General features: G+C 65.2%; 16 protein-coding genes and 4 pseudogenes. 7 read left to right on the forward strand and 13 right to left on the reverse strand.

What is annotated here, in order from left to right; genetic code table 11:
* Nucleotides 1-47: 47 nt before the first annotated feature.
* Nucleotides 48-764: a UTRA domain-containing protein gene (locus ACNANG_RS08625; protein WP_420226850.1), complete on the forward strand. Its 717-nt coding sequence runs from the start codon at nt 48-50 to the stop codon at nt 762-764.
* Between the two features lie 18 nt (nt 765-782).
* On the opposite strand, the gene ACNANG_RS08630 is transcribed toward ACNANG_RS08625, so the two are convergent.
* The 5 genes and pseudogenes from ACNANG_RS08630 to ACNANG_RS08650 form a co-directional block, all read right to left on the reverse strand.
* Entirely contained in the window at nt 783-1,241 is a 459-nt protein-coding gene (locus ACNANG_RS08630; RefSeq protein WP_420226851.1) for a barstar family protein, read from the reverse strand.
* A 2-nt stretch (nt 1,242-1,243) separates the two neighbouring features.
* Nucleotides 1,244-1,735: a ribonuclease domain-containing protein gene (locus ACNANG_RS08635; protein WP_420226852.1), complete on the reverse strand. Its 492-nt coding sequence runs from the start codon at nt 1,733-1,735 to the stop codon at nt 1,244-1,246.
* Nucleotides 1,736-1,805: 70 nt separating this feature from the next.
* On the reverse strand, nt 1,806-2,984 hold the full coding sequence (locus tag ACNANG_RS08640) for a patatin-like phospholipase family protein (RefSeq protein ID WP_420226853.1): 1,179 nt from the start codon (nt 2,982-2,984) through the stop codon (nt 1,806-1,808).
* Nucleotides 2,985-3,030: 46 nt separating this feature from the next.
* A pseudogene (locus tag ACNANG_RS08645) lies at nt 3,031-5,336 on the reverse strand (NADP-dependent malic enzyme).
* Nucleotides 5,337-5,400: 64 nt separating this feature from the next.
* Complete coding sequence (locus ACNANG_RS08650) at nt 5,401-6,525, reverse strand: hypothetical protein (RefSeq protein WP_420226854.1); 1,125 nt, start codon at nt 6,523-6,525, stop codon at nt 5,401-5,403.
* A 72-nt stretch (nt 6,526-6,597) separates the two neighbouring features.
* Between ACNANG_RS08650 and ACNANG_RS08655 the strand changes: the two genes are divergently transcribed.
* Nucleotides 6,598-7,761, forward strand: a complete 1,164-nt coding sequence (locus tag ACNANG_RS08655; protein ID WP_420226855.1) for a pyridoxal phosphate-dependent aminotransferase — start codon at nt 6,598-6,600, stop codon at nt 7,759-7,761.
* A gap of 174 nt (nt 7,762-7,935) precedes the next feature.
* Here the strand turns inward: ACNANG_RS08655 and ACNANG_RS08660 are convergent, their stop codons facing one another.
* A complete protein-coding gene (locus ACNANG_RS08660; RefSeq protein WP_420226856.1) occupies nt 7,936-8,793 on the reverse strand; it encodes a transglycosylase SLT domain-containing protein in 858 nt (285 codons plus the stop codon).
* 675 nt (nt 8,794-9,468) lie between these two features.
* On the opposite strand from ACNANG_RS08660, the pseudogene ubiD reads away from it, so the two are divergent.
* Both ubiD and ACNANG_RS08670 read left to right on the forward strand, forming a co-directional pair.
* Nucleotides 9,469-11,033: pseudogene (gene ubiD / locus ACNANG_RS08665) on the forward strand (4-hydroxy-3-polyprenylbenzoate decarboxylase).
* 81 nt (nt 11,034-11,114) lie between these two features.
* Nucleotides 11,115-11,393, forward strand: a complete 279-nt coding sequence (locus ACNANG_RS08670) for a peptidylprolyl isomerase (protein ID WP_179589020.1) — start codon at nt 11,115-11,117, stop codon at nt 11,391-11,393.
* A 64-nt stretch (nt 11,394-11,457) separates the two neighbouring features.
* Here ACNANG_RS08670 and ACNANG_RS08675 read toward each other — a convergent pair whose 3' ends face one another.
* The 6 genes and pseudogenes from ACNANG_RS08675 to ACNANG_RS08700 form a co-directional block, all read right to left on the reverse strand.
* Nucleotides 11,458-11,823 carry a hypothetical protein gene (locus ACNANG_RS08675; protein WP_420226857.1) on the reverse strand — a complete coding sequence of 122 codons (366 nt, stop codon included), beginning with the start codon at nt 11,821-11,823 and terminating at the stop codon, nt 11,458-11,460.
* Nucleotides 11,820-12,227, reverse strand: coding sequence for a phage holin family protein (locus ACNANG_RS08680; RefSeq protein WP_420226858.1), 408 nt, complete (start codon nt 12,225-12,227; stop codon nt 11,820-11,822). Before ACNANG_RS08680 ends, ACNANG_RS08675 begins: the two co-directional genes overlap by 4 nt.
* A gap of 14 nt (nt 12,228-12,241) precedes the next feature.
* Complete coding sequence (locus ACNANG_RS08685) at nt 12,242-12,550, reverse strand: DUF883 family protein (RefSeq protein WP_179589017.1); 309 nt, start codon at nt 12,548-12,550, stop codon at nt 12,242-12,244.
* Between the two features lie 127 nt (nt 12,551-12,677).
* Complete coding sequence (dacB, locus tag ACNANG_RS08690) at nt 12,678-14,309, reverse strand: D-alanyl-D-alanine carboxypeptidase/D-alanyl-D-alanine endopeptidase (protein WP_420226859.1); 1,632 nt, start codon at nt 14,307-14,309, stop codon at nt 12,678-12,680.
* A gap of 174 nt (nt 14,310-14,483) precedes the next feature.
* Nucleotides 14,484-14,717 carry a hypothetical protein gene (locus ACNANG_RS08695; RefSeq protein WP_420227693.1) on the reverse strand — a complete coding sequence of 78 codons (234 nt, stop codon included), beginning with the start codon at nt 14,715-14,717 and terminating at the stop codon, nt 14,484-14,486.
* A gap of 62 nt (nt 14,718-14,779) precedes the next feature.
* Nucleotides 14,780-16,068: pseudogene (locus tag ACNANG_RS08700) on the reverse strand (methyl-accepting chemotaxis protein); the annotation flags it as partial.
* Between the two features lie 161 nt (nt 16,069-16,229).
* Between ACNANG_RS08700 and ACNANG_RS08705 the strand changes: the two are divergent.
* Nucleotides 16,230-17,334, forward strand: a pseudogene (locus ACNANG_RS08705) (S-(hydroxymethyl)glutathione dehydrogenase/class III alcohol dehydrogenase).
* A 17-nt stretch (nt 17,335-17,351) separates the two neighbouring features.
* Nucleotides 17,352-18,200 (forward strand): S-formylglutathione hydrolase, encoded by an 849-nt coding sequence (gene fghA / locus ACNANG_RS08710; protein WP_420226860.1) that lies wholly within the window; start codon nt 17,352-17,354, stop codon nt 18,198-18,200.
* Nucleotides 18,201-18,258: 58 nt separating this feature from the next.
* On the opposite strand, the gene ACNANG_RS08715 is transcribed toward fghA, so the two are convergent.
* Nucleotides 18,259-19,176 (reverse strand): LysR family transcriptional regulator, encoded by a 918-nt coding sequence (locus ACNANG_RS08715; protein WP_420226861.1) that lies wholly within the window; start codon nt 19,174-19,176, stop codon nt 18,259-18,261.
* A 96-nt stretch (nt 19,177-19,272) separates the two neighbouring features.
* On the opposite strand from ACNANG_RS08715, the gene ACNANG_RS08720 reads away from it, so the two are divergent.
* Nucleotides 19,273-20,577, forward strand: coding sequence for a 3-isopropylmalate dehydratase large subunit (locus tag ACNANG_RS08720; protein WP_420226862.1), 1,305 nt, complete (start codon nt 19,273-19,275; stop codon nt 20,575-20,577).
* The last annotated feature ends 3 nt before the right edge of the window (nt 20,578-20,580 follow it).

Genomic DNA, 20,580 nt, shown 5'->3' on the forward strand with positions numbered 1-20,580 from the left:
GTATCGGTATCTTGGCTAGACAGGCATAGTCGAGTATTCTCAAAAGCATGAACTATGCCCGTCCCACCGCCGCCTACGCGCACGTCAAGCACTTCCTGAAGTCCGGTCTGGCGGAAGGCCGCTGGGCGCCCGGCACCCTGATGCCGTCTGAAGCCGAGCTGGTCGAGCAGTTCAGTGTCAGCCGCATGACGGTCAGCCGTGCCGTGCGCGAGTTGCAGGCGGAAGGCTTGGTGGAGCGGGTGCAGGGTGTCGGCACCTTTGCCGCCCAGCCCTATCGCGCGTCATCCACCCTGACGATCCGCGATCTGCATACCGAGATCAGTGAACGGGGCCACCGGCATCGGGCCGACGTGCAGCTGGTGCAGAAGGAACAGGTCACGGCGGGTGGCCTGGCGCAGCGGCTGGGCCTGCCGGTCGGCAGCGACGTCTTCCACACCCTGATCGTGCATTACGAAGACGACGTCGCACTGCTGTGCGAAGACCGCTATGTGAACCCGTCTCGCGCGCCGGACTATCTGTCGGTGGACTTCACGAAAACCACGCCGACCAACTACCTGCTGGCCGTGGCGCCGTTGTGGGAAGCGCAATATTCCATCGAGGCAGGCACCCCAACGGTGCAGGAAGCCCAACTGTTGGGCATCGAATCGGCCGACCCGTGCCTCATCATTGTGCGCAGGACGGAAAGCCAGGGCACGCCCATTACGGTGGCGCGGCTGGTGCACCCCGGGGCGCGGTACACGATCGAAGGATCGTTCAAGCCTTGAGCTGACGGCAGGCGGCCCTTACCCGTCGTAGGACGACGTGGGCGGCAGCGGCGTAGGTTCCAGCACGCCCTCGTCCGTCTCGAGCACGAACGTAAACACCTTGCCATTTTCGCGCGCGAATTCAACCGTGTCTTCACAGACCTGAACAATGCCGGCCACGTGCGGGACCAGGCCCGGATCGTTTTCGTGCAGGTGCCGCAGCGCGAGCACCATGCCCCGCTTCTGGTCGAGCAGCGTGTCGGTCAGACAGTCGTACAGCGCGTCCAGATTGCCGCCGAAATGCTCCGGAAAATCGACCGCATTGGCGATCGCACGCAAGACCGCCGACTTGGTCCGGGCGCGTGTGCAGTCGATGTCGAACAGGGCCAGCTTCAGGTCATGCGCTGCCCGGTGCAGCGTCACCGGTTCCAGCGCCGTGCGATACAGCGTGCCGCCATCTTTCAGCAGGGCATGCAAGGGCGTCGCGGTGTCGGACATGATCACTCCTGAATACGTTGAAACGATGAATAGTGATCGGACGTGTACCAGTATTCGCCGCTGGTTGCCGGGTTGCCGCCGGCGCCACGTCCCGCCACGATACGCCGTGCGCCGCGGTTGCGGGCGCCTGGGGTCGGCACCGTGTACTCGGTATAGTATCCGCGCGCTTGTGACGGCAAGAGGCGCTCTCGGTTAAAAAACGTCACGCCGTCTTTCCTGTGCGGAAACGGCCCGCCCTGCCGGATCAAGACCAGCACGCGCTGCGCTTCGGGCGGCAGGGCGCGGATCGAAATCACGTCTTGGGAAACGACGTCCTGTCGGACAATCTCTTGCCGGGCGATGTCTTGCCGACCGAATTCCTGCGTCTGACGCGCTACGGCGGGTGTGGATCCCGCCACACCAAGCGCGATATTGAACAACAGGCCAAGCAGCAGGCCCGCCAGCCAGCGCTGCCACACCACGCGGCCCCGCGCCGCTCCCAACGTCTTCAGCATGTGATTCCCCGCGATACCCGCTTGCGTCCGCTGCGCGCAGCCGTCTGCGCAGGCCGTCGCTAACCGCGGACTAGTCGAAAAAATCGATCACGTCGGACCGACGACTGAGCGTATCGCCAAACCCCAGCGCGATCAACTCACGGGTGTAGCCGGGTTCGAACAACAGATATGAGGCAAGCGCGGCGCCTCGCGGATCGCCGGTGCGCGACGACACGCCGATGCCCCCCAGCAGGCCGCGGATGGTCGGTGGCAGGCTGGCCGTGTGGCGCGATGCGATGTCGTCCAGCCGCTGGCTCGGCGCGATCACCAGCACCTTGACCGGACGCAGGCCCGAATGGCCACGCCGGTCGGCGGGCAGCAGCGTCAGGGTCTGGTTGATGCGCTCCAGCCGTTCCACGTCCACCGCCAGGCTGTCCAGAAAGATATTGGACAGCGCGTGGCCCGCGATCTGCGCGACTGACGGATATGCGCTCGACGCCGGCGCGGCCCGGGCGGGCTCGTGCATCCGCCCTGCCCCGATCACCAGCACCTTGTTCGCGCCCAGGTGGATGGCTGGACTGATCGGCGCCAGTTGCCGCATCGACCCGTCGCCGCACCACTCGGCATGGCCGAACACCGGCACGCGGTGCGCCGGAAAGACGAAGGGGATGGCGCTGGATGCCAGCAGGTGGTCGACGGTCAGCGTGGTGCGGCATGCCAGACGCTGCGTGCGCCGCCACGGTTCGATTTCGTAGGCCGACTGGTAGAAGGTGATGTGCTGCCCGGTCGTGTAGCTGGATGCCGAGATGGCCAAGGCCTGCACCGCGCCCTGCCGCAGGTGGTCGGCCAGCGCCGGGAAGTCGAGCATGCGGGTCAACAGGTCGCCCAGCGGCCGGTTGTCGAGCAGCGAACGTGGCTTGAGCCGCCCCAGCCGCGCCAGCATCCAGCCGAACGACAGCATGGACAGCCATCCAGCGCCGGTTCGCATCACGCCCAGCGCATCCGCGCGATACACCTGCTCGGCATGGAAGTGTTCCCACACTTGCAGCATGCGGTCCACAGTTCCGGCAATGTCGTCCGCCCCGCAGGCCAGCGCACTGGCATTGATCGCGCCTGCCGACGTCCCGCAGATCACCGGAAACGGATTGCGCGTCAGCCCGCCGGGCCGTTCCTGCAGGACCTGGACGATGGCCTTGAGCACGCCCACCTGATACGCCGCGCGCGCACCCCCGCCCGTCAGGATCAGGCCGAGGGTATCGGGATCGTGCACAGGCGATGCGCCCGCCGGCACATCACCGGCAGGCGAAGCTTGAAACTCAGGCCTGGCGGGTGGCGTTGGCATCCATGACCGTCAATGCAGTCATATTGATGATACGGCGGACCGTGGCGCTGGCCGTCAGGATGCTGACCGGCGCCTTGCAACCCAGCAGGATGGGACCGATGGCCACGTTGTTGCCGGCGGTCGTCTTGAGCAGGTTGTAAGAGATGTTGGCCGACTCGATCGTCGGGCACACCAGCAGGTTTGCTTCGCCCTTGAGCGTCGTGTTTGGCAGCAGGCGGTTGCGCAGCGTTTCAGACAGGGCGCAGTCGCCGTGCATTTCGCCGTCGATTTCCAGCCAGGGCGCCATCTCGCGCACCAGGTCCAGCGTGCGGCGCATCTTGACCGCCGACGCCGAATTGTTGGACCCGAAGTTCGAGTGCGACAACAGCGCCGCCTTCGGTTCGACGCCCAGACGCTGCATTTCTTCGGCGGCCTGGATGGTGATCTCGGCCAGTTGCTCGGCTGTCGGGTTCTCGTTCACGTGCGTGTCGACCAGCACCAGGGTGCGGTTCGGCAACACCAGGAAGTTCATGGCGGCGTAGACCTTGGCGTCGGGACGGCGGCCAATGACTTCATCGACGAACTGCAGATGGTTCGAGTACGGGCCCACGGTGCCGCAGATCATGCCGTCGGCGTCGCCGGTGTGGACCATCATCGCGCCGATCAGCGTCAGCCGGCGGCGCATTTCAATCTTGGCGTATTCCTTGGTGACGCCCTTGCGGTTCGTCATTTCCCAATACAGCTGGGAATATTCACGATGGCGTTCGTCGAATTCGGTGTTGGTGACTTCGACGTCGACACCCAGCCGCATGCGCAGGCCCAGCTTTTCGATGCGCTTGGCCAGCACGGCCGGACGGCCCACCAGAATCGGCTTGGCCAGACCGTCGTCGATCACCGCCTGCACGGCGCGCAGCACGCGTTCGTCTTCGCCTTCGGTGTAGACGATGCGCGCCTTGCCGCCGCTGGCCACCGTGCGGCGCGCGGCGCCGTACAGGGGCGCATGAACGCGCCCGAGTGGTAGACGAATTGCTGCAGTTGCTCGACATAGGCTTCCATGTCGGTGATCGGCCGCGTCGCCACGCCGGAGTCCATGGCCGCGCGGGCCACGGCCGGCGCGATACGCACGATCAGGCGGGGATCGAAGGGCTTGGGAATCAGGTATTCCGGACCGAAGGCCTGGTCGGCCGTGTCATAGGCCGCGGTCACGATTTCGCTCTGCTCTTCACGGGCCAGTGCCGCGATCGCGTGCACGCATGCGATTTCCATTTCGCGCGTGATCGTCGTGGCGCCCACGTCGAGCGCGCCACGGAAGATGTACGGGAAGCACAGGACGTTGTTGACCTGGTTCGGATAGTCCGAGCGCCCGGTTGCCATCACGGCGTCGTCGCGCACGGTCTTGACCAGTTCCGGCAGGATTTCCGGGGTCGGGTTGGCCAGCGCCATGATGATCGGGCGCGGCGACATCGTCGCCACCATTTCCGGCTTGAGCACGCCGCCGGCGGACAGGCCCAGGAACACGTCGGCGTCCTTGATGACGTCGGCCAGCTTGCGGTGTTCGGTGGGCTGCGCGAAACGTGCCTTGTCCGGATCCATCAGCGTGGTCCGGCCTTCGTACACGACGCCTTCGATGTCGGTCACCCAGATATTGCTGATCTTGACGCCCATGTCGACCAGCAGGTCGATACATGCCAGCGCGGCCGCGCCGGCGCCCGAGGTCACGAGCTTGATCTCGTCGATCTTCTTGCCGACGACTTCAAGGCCGTTGATGATCGCCGCCGCCACCGTGATCGCGGTGCCGTGCTGGTCGTCGTGGAACACCGGGATGCTCATGCGTTCGCGCGCCTTGCGCTCGACCACGAAGCATTCGGGTGCCTTGATGTCTTCCAGGTTGATCCCGCCGAAGGTCGGTTCCAGCGCGGCAATGATGTCGACCAGTTTGTCGGGGTCGGTTTCGTTCAGTTCGATGTCGAACACGTCGATGCCCGCAAACTTCTTGAACAGCACGGCCTTGCCTTCCATGACCGGCTTGGAAGCGAGCGGGCCGATGGCGCCCAGGCCCAGCACGGCGGTGCCGTTGGTAATTACCGCGACCAGGTTGCCCCGCGCGGTGTAGCGGAAGGCGTTGGCGGGATCGTCGACAATGGCCTCACACGCGGCCGCGACGCCGGGCGAATAGGCAAGCGCGAGGTCTCTCTGGTTGGAGAGCTGCTTGGTCGCTGCAATGGAAATTTTGCCCGGGCGACCTTGCTCGTGATATTCGAGGGCGGCCTTGCGCAGATTGGGATCGAGGGGTTGAGCCATTGTCGATGTTGTGCCCTGGGGGTAGACAGTTTGCGAGCCAGGGATTATCCGCTCCAAACCGGGGTTAGACAACCTGACTGGGGAACAGGCCCAATGGATCGAAACATCCTTTGACCATATCGTCCAGATCATCGAGCACATGGCGGCGTACGGGCGGGATCGCCGCGGACGCCTCGGTTGCGGCTGTTGCGGGCGTCGTAGCAGGCCCTGGCGACGCGGCCGGATGGTTTTTGGACGATCGCGAGGGGTCGCTCCCGGCTGGCGCATCTCGCAGCAACTGCAGTTGCACGCGGCCGGTCCACGCCAGCGTGCCGCGGCTGCCCAGCAGCAGATGCGCCGGATTGGGCGCCAGGGCGTCAGCCCCAGGCGCGACACGACCCTGCGCATCGGCGCCCGCCCGCGCGGCAGTACCCTGCAAGGCCGCGCCTTCTCGCGCGGCAATACCCTGCTGGGCCGCGCCCGCCAGCGCGTCATCGGCCTGGACGGCGTCATCCGGCCTTTCATCGCTCCGCGGCGTCAGCGCATCCAGCCGGTAGGCCGCCAGCCAGGTTGGCTGCGCCAGCAATGTCTGCATGGAAGATGCGCCACTGAGTTCGAACAGCGACGAAATCAGCCGGCTGCTGGCGGCGGACCGCAGCGGCCGCGTGGCGTCCACACCGAAAGGCCCCAGGCGCTCGAACTCACCGCCGGCGAGCATGACATCGGCCCAGCGCAGGCCGGAATCGCGGCAATGTCCTGGCCGCCAGGGACCCGGCGCGGCCATCCAGGACGCCACCGTCGCGCCATCGTCTCCATGCGGCCAGGTCCAGCCAGTGCCTGCCAGTGCCTGCCGAAGCATTCCGAACGTGCATCCGACATCGATGTCGATATGGCCCTGCGCCAGGTCCACCGGGCCCAGCGTGTTCAAAGCGTCGACATCCAGTATCAGCCAATGGCGATCCGGCGGCAGCAAGGCCGGATCCGCGCCGGGCAACACCAGCATGACGCCCAGTTCCGCACACAAGGCACGCGCGTGAAAGACGTCCTCGTCCCGCGCCACGCGCAGCCGCGCTCGCCCCGGCGCACCCGGCGCCGGCGTGTCGTCGTCCACCCGGCCCTGCGCGGCCCGCGCCAGGCGCTGGCAAAAGTTCGCCCAGGGCGTGGCCGCGGCAAGCCGGGGCAGGAAGAAGGCGCGTCGACCGGGTTTCATGAAGGGATGCGTGCGGCGGCCTGAAAGGGCCAGAAGGAAGATGCGCCATTGTAGGTCCGGTAAACTTCTTGCATGCCTCGTCTCGCCTCCCGTATCGCCCGCATTTCTCCGTTCTACGCCATGGAAGTCGTCAAGCAGGCCGCGCAGCTGCAGGCGGCGGGGCGCGACATCATCCACATGAGCATTGGCGAGCCCGACTTCACCGCCATTCCGGCCGTGGTCGACGCCCTTGACGCGGCTGCACGCAGCGGGCGCAGCCAGTACACCGAAGCCCTGGGCATCCCGGCGCTGCGCGAAGCGATCGCCGGCTTCTACGCCACGCGCTTTGGCGCGCAGGTCGATCCGTCGCGCGTCATCGTGACCGCGGGCGCGTCCGGCGCGCTGATGCTGGCCTGCGCCGCGCTGGTCGAACCCGGGCAGGACGTTCTCATGCCCGATCCGACCTACCCTGCCAACCGGCACATCGTGACGGCGGCTGGCGGCAACCCGCGACTCATCCCGTCCGGCCCGGCCGACCGTTTCCAGCTGTCGGCGGACCATGTGCGGCAGCACTGGTCGCCTGCCACGGCCGGCGTCATCGTTGCGTCACCCAGCAACCCGACCGGCACCTCGGTGGCCCCCGGCGTGCTGGCGGAAATCGCAGCCGAAGTCCGCGCGCGGGACGGCTTTACCGTGGTTGACGAAATCTACCTGGGCCTGAGCTACGACGGCGACCGCAAGTCGGCGGCCGCGCTGGGCGATGACGTGATCCTGGTCAACAGCTTTTCCAAGTACTTCCATATGACGGGCTGGCGGCTCGGCTGGCTGGTCGTTCCACCCGACCTGGTGCCTGCATTCGAAAAACTGGCCCAGAACGTGGTGATTTGCCCGTCCGCGTTGTCGCAGCACGCGGCCCTGGCCTGCTTCACGCCGGAATCGCTCGAAATTTTCGAGACCCGGCGCGGCGCCTTCCAGCAACGGCGCGACTTTCTGCTGCCCGCGTTCGAGCGTCTGGGCCTGTCGGTACCAGTGCGTCCTGACGGCGCCTTCTATATATATAGTGATGTGAGCGCCCACGCGTCCGACAGCTTCGATTTTGCGACCCGCCTGCTCAATGAAGCGGGCGTCTGCGCGGTGCCCGGACTGGATTTTGGCGATGCCGAGGCACATCGCTACCTGCGCTTTTCGTACGCCACCGAACTGAGCCGCCTGGAAGAAGCCATGGCGCGTATCGGTGACTTTCTTGCCAAAGCCTGACTCCTGTGAACCCTGCGCCCCGTGTAGCCCGCGTGCTGCGCGAACGGGGCCTGGCGGCGCGCCACGCCGCACGCACACGCCGGCCGCCACCCGCCAGCATCCATAAAAAAGCCCCGATGGCGACCATCGGGGCTTTTTCGTGGGCACGTCGTGCCCTGCCGGCGGATGTATGCCTTACATCATGGCAGACGAAGCCACCACTTGCTGACCCGCGGCCGGGCGCTGGGGCTCGTTGGATGCCGACTGCGCCGGCTTGGCCAGCGGCGCGATCTGCTGCATGCCGGCCGCTGACGCCAGGCGGCGGCGTTCCGCCAGCACCTTTTCGCCGTACGGGCTCACGCCATCGGCGGTCACGCCGACGTACATGCGCAGCCCCGTCACCAGCGAACCGCCGCGCGCGATACAGTCACGCAGGATCATGGCGCCGACACGGATGTTGGCCACCGGGTTGAACGCGGCCTGCTCGCCACCGAAGTGCTGGAATTTGTCCTGATGGACCTTGGTCAGCACCTGCATCAAACCCTGGGCGCCCACCTGGCTTTCAGCAAACGGATTGAAGCTTGATTCGATAGCGATGATCGCCAGCAGCAGCAGGGGATCCAGCCCCATTTCCTGCCCGACGCCATAGGCCGTCGAAATCAGCATGCGGGTCGCTTCGTTGGACACGCGGTACTTGCCGGTAATGTAGCGGCGCAGCGATTCGACCTGGGCCGGAGACATTTTCACGGCCGGCAGCTTGTGCACCGACTGGCCGTCGCCCATGGACTCCAGAAACGCCACGGTGCGGCTGTGCGGCACGTCCAGCGGAACGATCACGTCGTCCACGGGGGCAGCGGGCACGCTAGCTGCTACAGCATCGGTGTGCCACTGAAAAACATTGTTCCGCAGATCCGGGACGGACCAGACGGCACCCATGACGACCAATAAGGCGAGGCCGAGAAAACCGGTGAACGAGCGTGACAGGTCGGCAACGCCTTTGTGGGCATTGGTAGCCATCAGCTTGAGCGACGTGCGCGGTTGCGCGTCGGGCATGCTTATTACCTCCTTGCTGAGGCCGGCAGACCATGCGCGTCCCTGGAAGATGTGCTTCCAGCCATGACATCGCATACCTGACAGCCCGCTTGGCTGTACATCGCACCGCTATCAGAACGATTAGGCGGTACACCTGCACGGCGCGGGGTCGCAGAGACTCCCTGATGGCCGTGCCTGTTTCGGGCTAGGACGCGTTCGCGCCGCTAGGAACTCCAGTAGGGTGGGCACCCGATGACCCGTTAGTCCAGCCTGATCGCTCTGTCGGAACCCGCGCTTGCGGGACATGTAGGAGGGACAGAAATCGTGATCAGGCGTACGCTGAAAGTGGCCCGATTTTAGGAACCGATTTTTGACCGGTCAACCAACCCCCGGACAAAAGCGCCCTGATTCAGCCGTTTTAGCAGCCATCTGAAGATGTAAGCGGATTTGAATCCGCCATATATGGAAAGATCGGGAAAAGTGAGCGGTCACTTTCAAGAATTATGGCGTAGATTTTGAACACGGTTCGAAAAAACCCGTAAATTGGCGGCTTTTCGGACGCGGGTTTGCCCTGGTTTCCCGCGATTTCCGGCGCATTTCTAGCGCGTTTCCAGCTGCTTTCCGGTCCGGTCCTGAAGCCGTTGGAACACCCTGGTACCCTTGCATGACTGCCCCCTTTTCCAAGGCTTTGCACGAGTGAAATACCGCGATCTCAGAGACTTCATCCGCCAGCTCGAATCCATGGGCGAACTCAAGCGGATTACCACCCCCGTGTCCACGCACCTCGAAATCACCGAAATCGCCGATCGCGTGTTGCGCGCCGGGGGTCCGGCGCTGCTGTTCGAACACGTCACGCAACCCGGGCGCGGCCGAGCCACGATGCCCGTGCTGGCCAATCTGTTCGGCACGCCCAGGCGGGTGGCGCTGGGCATGGGCGCCGATGATGTCGGCGCACTGAAGGATGTGGGCGAACTGCTGGCGTCGCTGCGCGAACCCGAGCCGCCACGCGGATTCAAGGATGCGCTGGCCAAGGTGTCGATGCTCAAGTCGGCCCTGTGGGACATGGCGCCGCGCACCGTGCGCAGCGCGCCATGCCAGGAAGTCGTGATCGAAGGCGATGACGTGGACCTGGGCGCCCTGCCCATCCAGCATTGCTGGCCCGGCGATGTGGCCCCCTGCTGGCCTGGGGCCTGGTGGTCACCAAAGGACCCCAGCGCAAGCGCCAGAATCTGGGCATCTACCGGCAGCAGCCCATTGCCCGCAACAAGCTGATCATGCGCTGGCTGTCGCACCGCGGCGGCGCGCTGGATTTCCGCGACCATATGCTGGCGCACCCCGGCGAGCCCTTCCCGGTGTCCGTGGCGCTGGGCGCCGATCCCGCCACGATCCTGGGGGCGGTCACCCCGGTGCCCGACGCGCTGTCGGAATACCAGTTCGCGGGCTTGCTGCGGGGTGGACGCACGGAAACGGTCAAGTGCATAGGCAATGACCTGACGGTGCCCGCATCGGCGGAAATCGTGCTGGAAGGCTACCTGCTGCCCTCGACCGATCCGCGGGCGGTGGCGCCGCTAGTGCCCGACGGAATGACCCCGCCGCCCTCCACCGGCTACGAAATGGCGCTGGAAGGCCCCTACGGCGATCACACGGGCTACTACAACGAACAGGACTGGTTCCCGGTGTTTACCGTAGAGCGCATTACCCTGCGCCGCGACCCTATCTATCATTCGACCTATACCGGCAAGCCGCCCGACGAACCCGCCGTGCTGGGGGTGGCGCTGAACGAAGTGTTCACGCCGCTGCTGCGCCGTCAGTTGCCCGAAATCGTGGACTTCTACCTGCCGCCCGAAGGCTGCAGCTACCGCATGGCCGTGGTGTCGATCCGCAAGCAGTACGCCGGACATGCCAAGCGGGTCATGTTCGGCATCTGGAGCATTCTGCGGCAGTTCATGTACACCAAGTTCATCGTGGTGGTGGACGAAGAGATCGATGTGCGCGATTGGGCCGAGGTAATCTGGGCGATCACTACCCGCATGGATCCGGTGCGGGACACGCTGCTGGTCGAGAACACACCGATCGATTACCTGGACTTCGCGTCTCCGGTGTCGGGTCTGGGCGGCAAGATGGGGCTGGATGCGACCAACAAGTGGCCCGGCGAAACCACCCGCGAATGGGGCACGCCGATCGTGATGAACGACGAGGTGAAGTCACGCGTGGATGCCATGTGGGGCGAGCTGGGGCTGGGACCGGCGGCCAGATCCTGACACATCCGCCAACGGCACGCCTTGGCGGAAACCAGTAAGCTTGCGGGGCGAACTTCGCGTTTCCCTCAATTAGGAGGCCCCATGGCCCAAGCTACCGCCCGTCACATCCTGGTTTCGACTGAAGCCAAGGCCGCAGAACTGAAGAGCGCCATTGAAGGCGGCGCCGACTTTGCACAGATCGCCAAGGAAAACTCGAGCTGCCCATCGGGCCGCAACGGTGGCGAGCTGGGCTCGTTCGGTCCTGGCCAGATGGTCAAGGAATTCGACACCGTCGTGTTCAGCGCGCCGATCAACGTCGTGCAAGGCCCGGTCAAGACCCAGTTCGGCTACCACCTGCTGGAAGTCACCAGCCGCAGCTAAGCCGCGCGCCGTGAATGCAAAAAGGCCCGATCACGATCGGGCCTTTTTGTTGGCATCGGTTCGGTCAGTAGTACCGCCCGCCGCCCGGTCCATTGACCGCGCGCCAGATCTTGTACACCTGCATCGCCACGGCCGCGACGCCGCCCAGCTTTGCCAGCTTGAAGACGCCGCCGGACGCCACTCGTGCCAGCAGCATGGATATGGCCGACGACACGATCGGGTAACGCCGCAGGTTCTGGAACGCTCTGAGCGCAATGGCAGGGCCTTGCTGGCTGAGCATGCGCGCCGGCAAGGCCAGACGGATCAAGGACGACGGGGTCGCCGCCGACTTGACCCGGCCCACGTGCGCCGCGAACTCCATCCGTTCGATGGAGGCCCGCGCCAGCAGCAGTTCCTTGCGGGTGGCCAGTCTCGAACGCGCATCGCTCATGGCCGGCTCCGGTAGGCGTCGTCGGGGGCATCGCCTGCAAGCAGTTCACGATCCCGTTCCAGTTCCGCCAGCGTTTCTTCAAAGGCAATCGGCGCATCGATGGCCTTCTTGCGGACCGCGAACAGCATGCCTATCCCCAACAGCAGGTAGACCAGGCCTACCAGGACGATGGAGAGCAGACGATGATCGGTGTCCCAGAAAGCGACGACGACCAGGAACGAGAACATCAGCAGGCCGATCGCCAGACAGAGCAAGCCGGCCAGCGCCAGGATCAGCAGGCCCATCAGACGCGTCTTTTCTTCGGCGAGTTCTATCGCAACGAGTTCAAGCCGCGTCTTGAGGATGCCCACCGACGTAGCGGCGAGCGACCTGAGCGATCCGACCAGTGGAAGGGGTCCGGGCACCTTGCGCGGAACGCTTAACGACGACCGCTGTTGACAACCAGGCCAGCCAGGAAGCCGACCGCGGCAGCGATGCCGATCGCGCGCCAGGGGCTTTCATGCACGAAGTCGTCGGTGACGCGGGCAGCCTGCTTGCTGCGTTCCATGACGGAGTCCTGCACGTCGACCAGTTTTTCCTTGGCGCGCTTGAGCGACGCCAGCGCGCTTTCACGCAGTTCAATAGCACGGTCGCCCGTGCTGGCTGCGGCTTGCTTGAGCAGATCTTCTGCGTCAGTCAGCACCACTTTCACATCGGTGATGAGCTTTTCTTTTCCGGCTGTAGACATAGGTTATTGCTCCTGTGCGGTGTGGTTGACGATTGATCATAGCAGCGTCGTTCGGCATCCGGAACCCATACCTGCACAGCGCATCATCGGGTAACACCTGCAACGTCAGCTTGCAGCTTGACGAGGATCAGCGAGCCGCGATCCAGGCGATGAGCTGGTCATTGAAGGCATTGACCTGCTGCGCCTTCTCGTCGTTGACCACGCTCACCACCAGATACCGCTTGCCGCTGTTGGCCAGCACGTAGCCGGCCATCGCCCGTACGTCGCGCAGCGATCCGGTCTTGAGGTGGGCCATCCCCTGCGCCGACGGATCGCGCAGGCGGCGGCGCACGGTGCCGTCGGTGCCCGAGATGGCCAGCGACGACACGAACTCGGGCATGACCGCCGACTTCCACGCCGCCCCGAGCAGACGGCCCAGGCTGTCGGCGGAGATGCGGCCATTGCGGGACAGCCCCGACCCGTTATCCAGCACCAGCTCGGGAAACTCCAGGCCGCGCGCCGCCAGGATGGCGTTGACCGCCTGCCCCCCGCTGGCCACCGTGGCCGGTCCCCGCTCATGGTTGGCGCCCAGGGTCAGCAGCAGCGACCGGGCCATGACGTTATTGCTGAGCTTGTTGATCCGTCGCACGACATCGCCGAGGGGCGGCGAATCGTGCGACGCGAACAGCACCGCATCGGGCGGCACCTGGCCCTGGCGGATGCGGCCGGTCAATGTCCCGCCCTGCTCCTGCCACATCAGCTTGAAGGTGGCCTCGGCATGGGCGGGCTGGGGCAGCGCCAGGCGGTACACGGTGAACTCGCCGCAGGACCCGGCCGCGGTGCCGGTCACCCGCATCGATACGCCGCCGCTAGGCGTAATGAAAGGCTCGGTCTGGACCACGGGTGATCCCGGGCACACGGCGTCCGACCACTTGGGGACGCCATCGACCCGCACGCCGGGCAGGGGCGGATCCATCACGACCCGCCACTGGCGCGCGTCGCGGTCGGGCGTGAACAGCAGACGCACCGCGCCCAGGCCGACCATCCATGCGTCGGGGCTGGCGTTATAGGGACGCGAAGGATCGTTGTCGAAGGCGCCTGGATCGATCGCCACCGGCCCAAAAATGCTGCGGTCGACGATGAGTTCCGGAATACGACGAATGCCCCGCACCCGCAGCTCGCGCAGCAGGCTCCACAGGTCTTCGAGCTGGAACTCCGGATCGCCGCTGGCCCGCAAGTACAGCGGTCCCGACAGGCTGCCATCGGGCAGGCGCGTGGTACCGGGTTCGACCAGCAACTGCGTGCGCCATACGTAGGCCGGGCCCAGGCTGTCCAGCGCACTGAAGGTGGTGACCAGCTTCATGACCGACGCGGGGTTGCGCGGCTGCTGGGGATTGACGCCAACCAGGCGCTGGCCGTCGACCTCTTCGACCACGACCGACAGCGCCGATTCGGGCAGCCCGGTGGCGGCCCAAGCGCCGGTCAGCTCTGGCGGAAGCGACTGGCCGACGGCCGGGGTGGCACACGCAAGAACCGCGGCAGTGGCCGCGGAGGCGAGCAGGCAGGTCCAGGCGCGATGAACACAACGACCTGTTGCGTTTGCCTTGATGCGCGGGCGGCCAGAAAGCTGCTGACCGGCCGGATGGCGTGCTGGCCCGATCCGCAACGCGGCGTGCTGATCGTCGGGCTGGCTGTTCTGCTCGTTGTCGTCCTGGCCTGATGCCAGGGCCGAACGGCCCCGTGTCCGCAACCGCATGATCCCCCAACCGCCCTTCTTCACAGACCTCTCCCGCTATTGCATCGACATGCCAGCCCAGAGCATACCGGGAGAGGCTGACAGCCCGCTGGGCGAGCGGCGCAAGCGCGCTGCGCTGTGGCGGGCGGGCGACGCGGTCGGGCGTGAACGCGCCGTCGCATCCTTCGCGCCGCCGGTCCCTGCGCCGTCGCTTCTTGTTTACGCCGTCAACGACTCTTCATACCGCACCAGCAACTGCCGCATGTCCTGCACCGACCCGCGCAAGGTGTCGGTGGCGGTCGACAAGGACGACACCGATGCGGCCGTGCGTTCGACTTCGCCAGAAATCCCTTCCATGCTGGTCGCGACTTCCTGCGACGCGGCCGACTGCTGCTGCAGCATGTCGGAAATGTCGCGCGATCGTTCCACCACCAGCGACGATGACTGGCGCACCCGTTCAAAAATCCCGCGCTTTCGCGGATCTGTTCGCCGCTGTTCTTGACCGACGCCACGGCTTCTTCCATGGACCGCGACGTTTCCGTCGCAAACCGCGTGATGGCTTCCAGCGCGTGGCCGATGTCGTCGGTGCTGCCGGCCGTGCGATCGGACAGCGTCCGCACTTCTTCGGCCACCACGCCAAAGCCGCGGCCATTTTCCCCGCACGCGCCGCTTCGATCGCGGCGTTCAAAGACAGCAGGCGGGTCTGGCTGGCGATCTCGCTGATGGCCTGCGTGACCCCGGAAATGGTCGACACCAGCGCATGCAGCGAACCGATCTGCTGGTTCGTGCGGCCCACGGCATCCGCCACCGAATGCGTGCCGCGCACCGAATCGCCGATCTTGCCTTCTGCGGTGTCCACCTCGCCCAGCGCCGACTCCGACAAAGACAGCGCCGTGGCCGTGTGCTGAGAGGCTTCGGCAATCGCCACGCTCATTTCTTCGACCGCCGCGGCAATGCGGGTGATGCGGTCGCGCTGTTCGTCGACCACGCTGCTGATCGCCGCAATCTCACGGCCGACGCGGTCCGCGCCACCTTCGACCGAGCTGGCCACCTGCAGCACATCGCACAACGTCGACCGCAGATGGATGCGGGTGGATTCGATCCGCATGGGCAGGCCCAGCAGGTCGAATTGGTCCTTGCTCCGGATGCGGGTCGACAGCACGCCCTGGCCGATCGCATCCAGTGCCTGGTCGGCGCGGCGGATCGGGCCGCTGACCCGCCGGCGCCAGAGCGCGACGCCCGCCGCCAGCAGGGCCGCCTCACCCGCCAGCCAGCCCCAGTGCGGCGCCAGATACATGCCAACGAACAGGCCGAGGGTGGCCGCCGCCACGCCCGCGCCCCACGGCGTCGGGTCATGCCACCAGCGGCGGCGCGGCGTGACCGGAAAGCGGGCCGCGCCCCGCTTGATGGCCGCATACAGCTCGGCCGCGCGCGCAACGTCGGCGCGTTCGGCCGCGTTGCGGACCGACATGTAGCCGACCTGCGTGCCGTTGTCATACAGCGGGGTTGCGTAGGCTTCCACCCAATAGAAGCCGCCATCCTTGCTGCGGTTCTTGACCATGCCACGCCATGGCTGCCCACGCTTGAGCGTGTTCCACATGTCGGTGAACGCTTCGGACGGCATGTCGGGGTGGCGGACGATGTTGTGGTGTTCCCCCAGCAATTCTTCTCGCGCAAATCCGCTGACCTCGATAAAGGCCGGATTGGCATAGGTGATACGCCCGGTCAGGTCGGTGGTCGTGACCACGGGACGGTGGGCGTCGACGAAATGTTCGACCGCGGTAACCGGCTGATTATTGCGCATAGTGGAAAAGGGTCTGGTGGAAGGCGATCCTCACGTTGACGGCAGAAATCTCACGAAGTTGAGTCCTATTTGTTGACATGGCAATGTGGGCATCCGGCGGCGCGATGGCATGCTCTAAACTGGCGGATTGACCTTGCGCACCCCAGACCAGGAGCCTCAGCATGAAGACCAAAGCCGCCATTGCATGGAAAGCCGGATCCCCCTGACCATCGAGGAAGTCGACCTTGAAGGGCCGCGTGCCGGCGAAGTCTTGGTCGAGATCAAGGCCACCGGCATCTGCCATACCGATTACTACACGTTGTCGGGCGCCGATCCGGAAGGCATCTTTCCGTCCATCCTGGGCCATGAAGGCGCCGGCATCGTGCTCGAAACCGGGCCGGGGGTCACGTCCGTCAAAAAGACGATCACGTCATTCCGCTCTACACGCCTGAATGCCGTCAGTGCAAGTTTTGCCTGTCGCGCAAGACCAACCTGTGCCAGGCGATTCGCAGCACGCAGGGACGCGGCCTGATGCCCGACGCCACCTCGCGCTTTTCGCTCGATGGCAAGCCAATCTTCCACTACATGGGCACGTCGACCTTCTCCAACTACATCGTGGTGCCGGAAATCGCGCTGGCCAAGATCCGCAATGACGCCCCCTTCGACAAGGCCTGCTACATCGGCTGCGGCGTGACCACCGGCGTGGGCGCCGTGGTGTTCAGCGCCAAGGTCGAAGCCGGCGCCAACGTGGTCGTGTTCGGCCTGGGCGGCATCGGCCTGAACGTGATCCAGGGGGCCAAGATGGTTGGCGCCAACAAGATCATCGGCATCGATCTGAATCCCGAACGCGAAGCCATGGCCCGCAAGTTCGGCATGACCGACTTCATCAACCCGTCCAAGGTCGACAACGTGGTGGACGCCATCGTGCAATTGACCGACGGCGGCGCCGACTACAGCTTCGAGTGCATCGGCAACGTCAAGACCATGCGCCAGGCGCTGGAATGCTGCCACAAGGGCTGGGGCCAGTCCTTCATCATCGGCGTGGCCGCGGCCGGCGAAGAAATCGCCACGCGCCCATTCCAGCTGGTGACCGGCCGGGAATGGAAGGGCTCGGCCTTCGGGGGCGCGCGCGGCCGCACCGACGTGCCCACCATCGTCGACTGGTACATGGACGGCAAGCTGAACATCGACGACCTGATCACGCACACCCTGCCGCTGGAACGCATCAACGAAGGCTTCGACCTGATGAAGAGCGGTGAATCGATCCGGTCCGTGGTGCTGTACTGATAGCCGGGGAGCCCCGCATGCTTGAACTCCTGAACGAACACCGCTGCTTTGGCGGGCGCCAGCGCTTCTACCGGCACGCGTCGGCCGTCATCGGCCTGCCCATGAAGTTCTCGGTCTTCCTGCCCGAAGGCGCCGAGGCCGGCAAGGTGCCGGTGCTGTTCTACCTGGCCGGCCTGACCTGCACCGAAGAAACCTTCATGACCAAAGGCGGCGCGCAGCAATTCGCGGCCGAGCACGGCATCATGCTGGTCGCCCCCGACACCAGCCCGCGCGGCGCCGGCGTGCCCGGCGAAGCCGACAGCTGGGACTTTGGCGTGGGCGCCGGCTTCTATGTCGACGCCACCCAGGCGCCCTGGTCCACGCACTACCGGATGGACAGCTACGTGACGCAGGAACTGTTCGGCCTGGTCACGTCCGAACTTCCGGGCGACGCGGATCGCGTGGGCATCTTCGGCCATTCGATGGGCGGGCACGGCGCGCTGGTGCTGGCGCTGCGCAACCCTGGCCGCTTCACGTCGGTGTCGGCCTTTGCGCCGATTGCCGCGCCCAGCCAGTGCCCCTGGGGCCAGAAAGCCCTGGGCAACTACCTGGGGCCGGACCGCGCGGCATGGGCCCGCTACGACGCCACCGCGCTGATGGCGACGATGCAGTCACCGTTTCCCCAAGGGATCCTGGTGGACCAGGGCCTGGCCGACAAATTCCTGGACGAGCAGCTGTACCCCGAAGCATTCGAAGCCGCCTGCCAGCAGGCCGGCCAGCCGCTGACCCTGCGGCGGCATGACGGATACGACCATGGGTACTACTTCATCTCGACGTTCATGAAGGATCATCTGGCGTTCCATGCGCGGAATCTGGGCGCATCCTGAACGCCGTCTGCCGCAAGACAAAAGCGCCCTGGACCGGGCGCTTTTTTCGGGTGCGCCATCACGTCCCGCGCAGCGCCCGCCCGTGCTCCTGGCAGTACTCCACCAGGGTATCGATGAACAGCCGCACCCTGGGCAGCAGGTAGCGGCTTTCCAGATAGGTGGCGTACGCAATGCGGATTTCGGACGACCAGTCGGGCAGCAGGCGCGTAAGCGTGCCGGCGTGCACGGCCTCGTTAGCAACGTACTGCGGCAGGTAGCCGACGCCCAGGCCTGAGGTGGTGCCGCGCATGACGGCGGTGCTGTTGTTGACGCGCAGCAGATGGCGCACCTGCAATTCGACGTCGCGTTTGCCCTTGCGCAGCATCAGGGCGGGCGAATGCGCGGGCCCACGAAAGGACAGGAAGGCATGGCGCCGCAGGTCATCCGGCACACGCACGGGCGGGTGCTGCGACAGGTAGGCAGGCGTCGCATACAGGCCCCACTCGATGGGCATGAGCATGCGGGATTCGGCGTTGTCGGGCGGGTCGCGGCTGATGACGACTACAACATCCAGATCGGCTTCTTGCGGGTCCACGGTCCGGTCGGTCAGTTCCAGATCAGACTGCACCAGGGCATTGCGTTCGACGAACCGGCACAGGGCGGGCATGACGGCGCGGTTGCCGAAGGTGACGGGCGCGGTCACCCGCAGATTGCCGACGGGTTCTTCGGTGGTCTGCCGCAGAAATTGGTTGGCTCCCTTCTGTTCGGCAAGTACCCGCGCGCAATAGGTGTAGTAGGCGCGGCCGATCTCGGTGACTTCGATCTTGCGGGTGGTGCGACGGAGCAGCACCACGCCCAACGACGCTTCGAGCCGCGCGATGTCTTTGCTGACCGACGATTTGGCGACGCCCAAAGAGGCGGCGGCCTGCGTATAGCTGAGGGTTTCAACGATGCGGGCAAAGACCGCCATGGCGCCGAGTTGATCCAACGAATTCACTGTTCGCTCCACGAAACAATCACGCCATACTAACAGTTATCGTTTTCGAAACATGCGCCCGCTGCTATCTTGGTCGCCATCGTTCAAGGAGCAGACATGCAGCAGACGCTGAGTCAGAAAGTATTGGCGAAAGCCAGTGGCCGCGAGCACGTGGCGGTGGGAGAAGTGGTGTGGACGAAGGTCGACGTGCTGATGTCGCACGACCCCTGTATGCCCGGCGTGGTGGGCGTGTTCAAGCGGGAGTTCGGTGAGGACGCCAAGGTGTGGAACCCCGACCGCTTCATCATGATCCCCGACCACTTCGTCTACACGGCCGATCCGCTGGCCAATCAGAACATCCGCTTGATGCGCACGTTCGCGCAGGCGCAGGGAATCACCCATTTCTATGACGTGGGCACCAAGGACTACAAGGGGGTCTGCCATATTGCGCTGGCGGAAGGCGGCCACAACCGGCCAGGCGAAGTGCTGCTGGGCACCGACTCGCACACCGTCACGGGCGGCGCGTTCGGCACGTTTTCCATCGGCGTGGGCAACACCGATGCCGCTTTCGCGCTGGGCACCGGCATCATCCCGCTCAAGGTACCCGCCACGATCCGCGTCAATTATCACGGCACGATGCCTTCGCACCTGATGGCGAAAGACCTGATCCTGGAATTGATCGGCCGGTTGACGATCGAGGGCGCGACCTACATGGCGCTGGAATTCGGCGGCGCGGTGGTCGATGCGATGTCGGTCGAGTCGCGCATGACCTTGTGCAATATGGTGGTCGAATGCGGCGCCAAGAACGGCATCATGGTGCCCAATGCGGCCACTCTGGCGTACCTGGCCGAGCGCACCGACATTCCGTTCGAGGTCATGGAACCGGATGCGGACGCCGTCTATGCGCAAGTGATCGATATCGACGTCAGCACGTTGCAGCCAAGAGTCGCCAAGCCGCACTGCCCCGACAACGTCACGGGCGTGGACACGCTGTCCGATGTGCCGCTTGCCCAGGCTTACATCGGTTCGTGTACCGGCGGCAAGCTGGAAGATTTCGTGGAAGCGGCGCGCGTGCTGCGCGGGCACACCGTGTCGGTGCCGACCTACGCCGTGCCGGCCACGAAAGAAGTGTTCCATGGCCTGATCCGCACCCGCATCGCGGACCAATCGGTCTACGACATCCTGGTCGATGCAGGCGTGGTGCTTTCATCCGAGACCGGCTGCGCGGCGTGCTGCGGCGGGCCGTCGGATACGTTTGGCCGCGTTAACGATGCGATCAGCGTGATCTCGACCACCAACCGCAATTTCGTGGGCCGCATGGGCAACAAGGGCGCGCAGGTGTATCTGGCGTCGCCCTATACCGTGGCCGCGTCCGCCATTCACGGGCGCATCGCCAACCCGGCGGATTATCTTTCCCTTTGAGGA

The organism is Pigmentiphaga litoralis (assembly GCF_048632615.1).
GTDB classification, from domain to species: domain Bacteria; phylum Pseudomonadota; class Gammaproteobacteria; order Burkholderiales; family Burkholderiaceae_B; genus Pigmentiphaga; species Pigmentiphaga litoralis_B.

Excerpts from the sequence above, each read along its gene's own strand:
- ACNANG_RS08625 (WP_420226850.1), top strand. The coding sequence starts at position 48 with ATGAACTATGCCCGTCCCACCGCCGCCTACGCGCACGTCAAGCACTTC.
- ACNANG_RS08630 (WP_420226851.1), bottom strand. The coding sequence starts at position 1,241 with ATGTCCGACACCGCGACGCCCTTGCATGCCCTGCTGAAAGATGGCGGC.
- ACNANG_RS08635 (WP_420226852.1), bottom strand. The coding sequence starts at position 1,735 with ATGCTGAAGACGTTGGGAGCGGCGCGGGGCCGCGTGGTGTGGCAGCGC.
- ACNANG_RS08650 (WP_420226854.1), bottom strand. The coding sequence starts at position 6,525 with ATGAAACCCGGTCGACGCGCCTTCTTCCTGCCCCGGCTTGCCGCGGCC.
- ACNANG_RS08655 (WP_420226855.1), top strand. The coding sequence starts at position 6,598 with ATGCCTCGTCTCGCCTCCCGTATCGCCCGCATTTCTCCGTTCTACGCC.
- ACNANG_RS08660 (WP_420226856.1), bottom strand. The coding sequence starts at position 8,793 with ATGCCCGACGCGCAACCGCGCACGTCGCTCAAGCTGATGGCTACCAAT.
- ACNANG_RS08670 (WP_179589020.1), top strand. The coding sequence starts at position 11,115 with ATGGCCCAAGCTACCGCCCGTCACATCCTGGTTTCGACTGAAGCCAAG.
- ACNANG_RS08675 (WP_420226857.1), bottom strand. The coding sequence starts at position 11,823 with ATGAGCGATGCGCGTTCGAGACTGGCCACCCGCAAGGAACTGCTGCTG.
- ACNANG_RS08685 (WP_179589017.1), bottom strand. The coding sequence starts at position 12,550 with ATGTCTACAGCCGGAAAAGAAAAGCTCATCACCGATGTGAAAGTGGTG.
- fghA (WP_420226860.1), top strand. The coding sequence starts at position 17,352 with ATGCTTGAACTCCTGAACGAACACCGCTGCTTTGGCGGGCGCCAGCGC.
- ACNANG_RS08720 (WP_420226862.1), top strand. The coding sequence starts at position 19,273 with ATGCAGCAGACGCTGAGTCAGAAAGTATTGGCGAAAGCCAGTGGCCGC.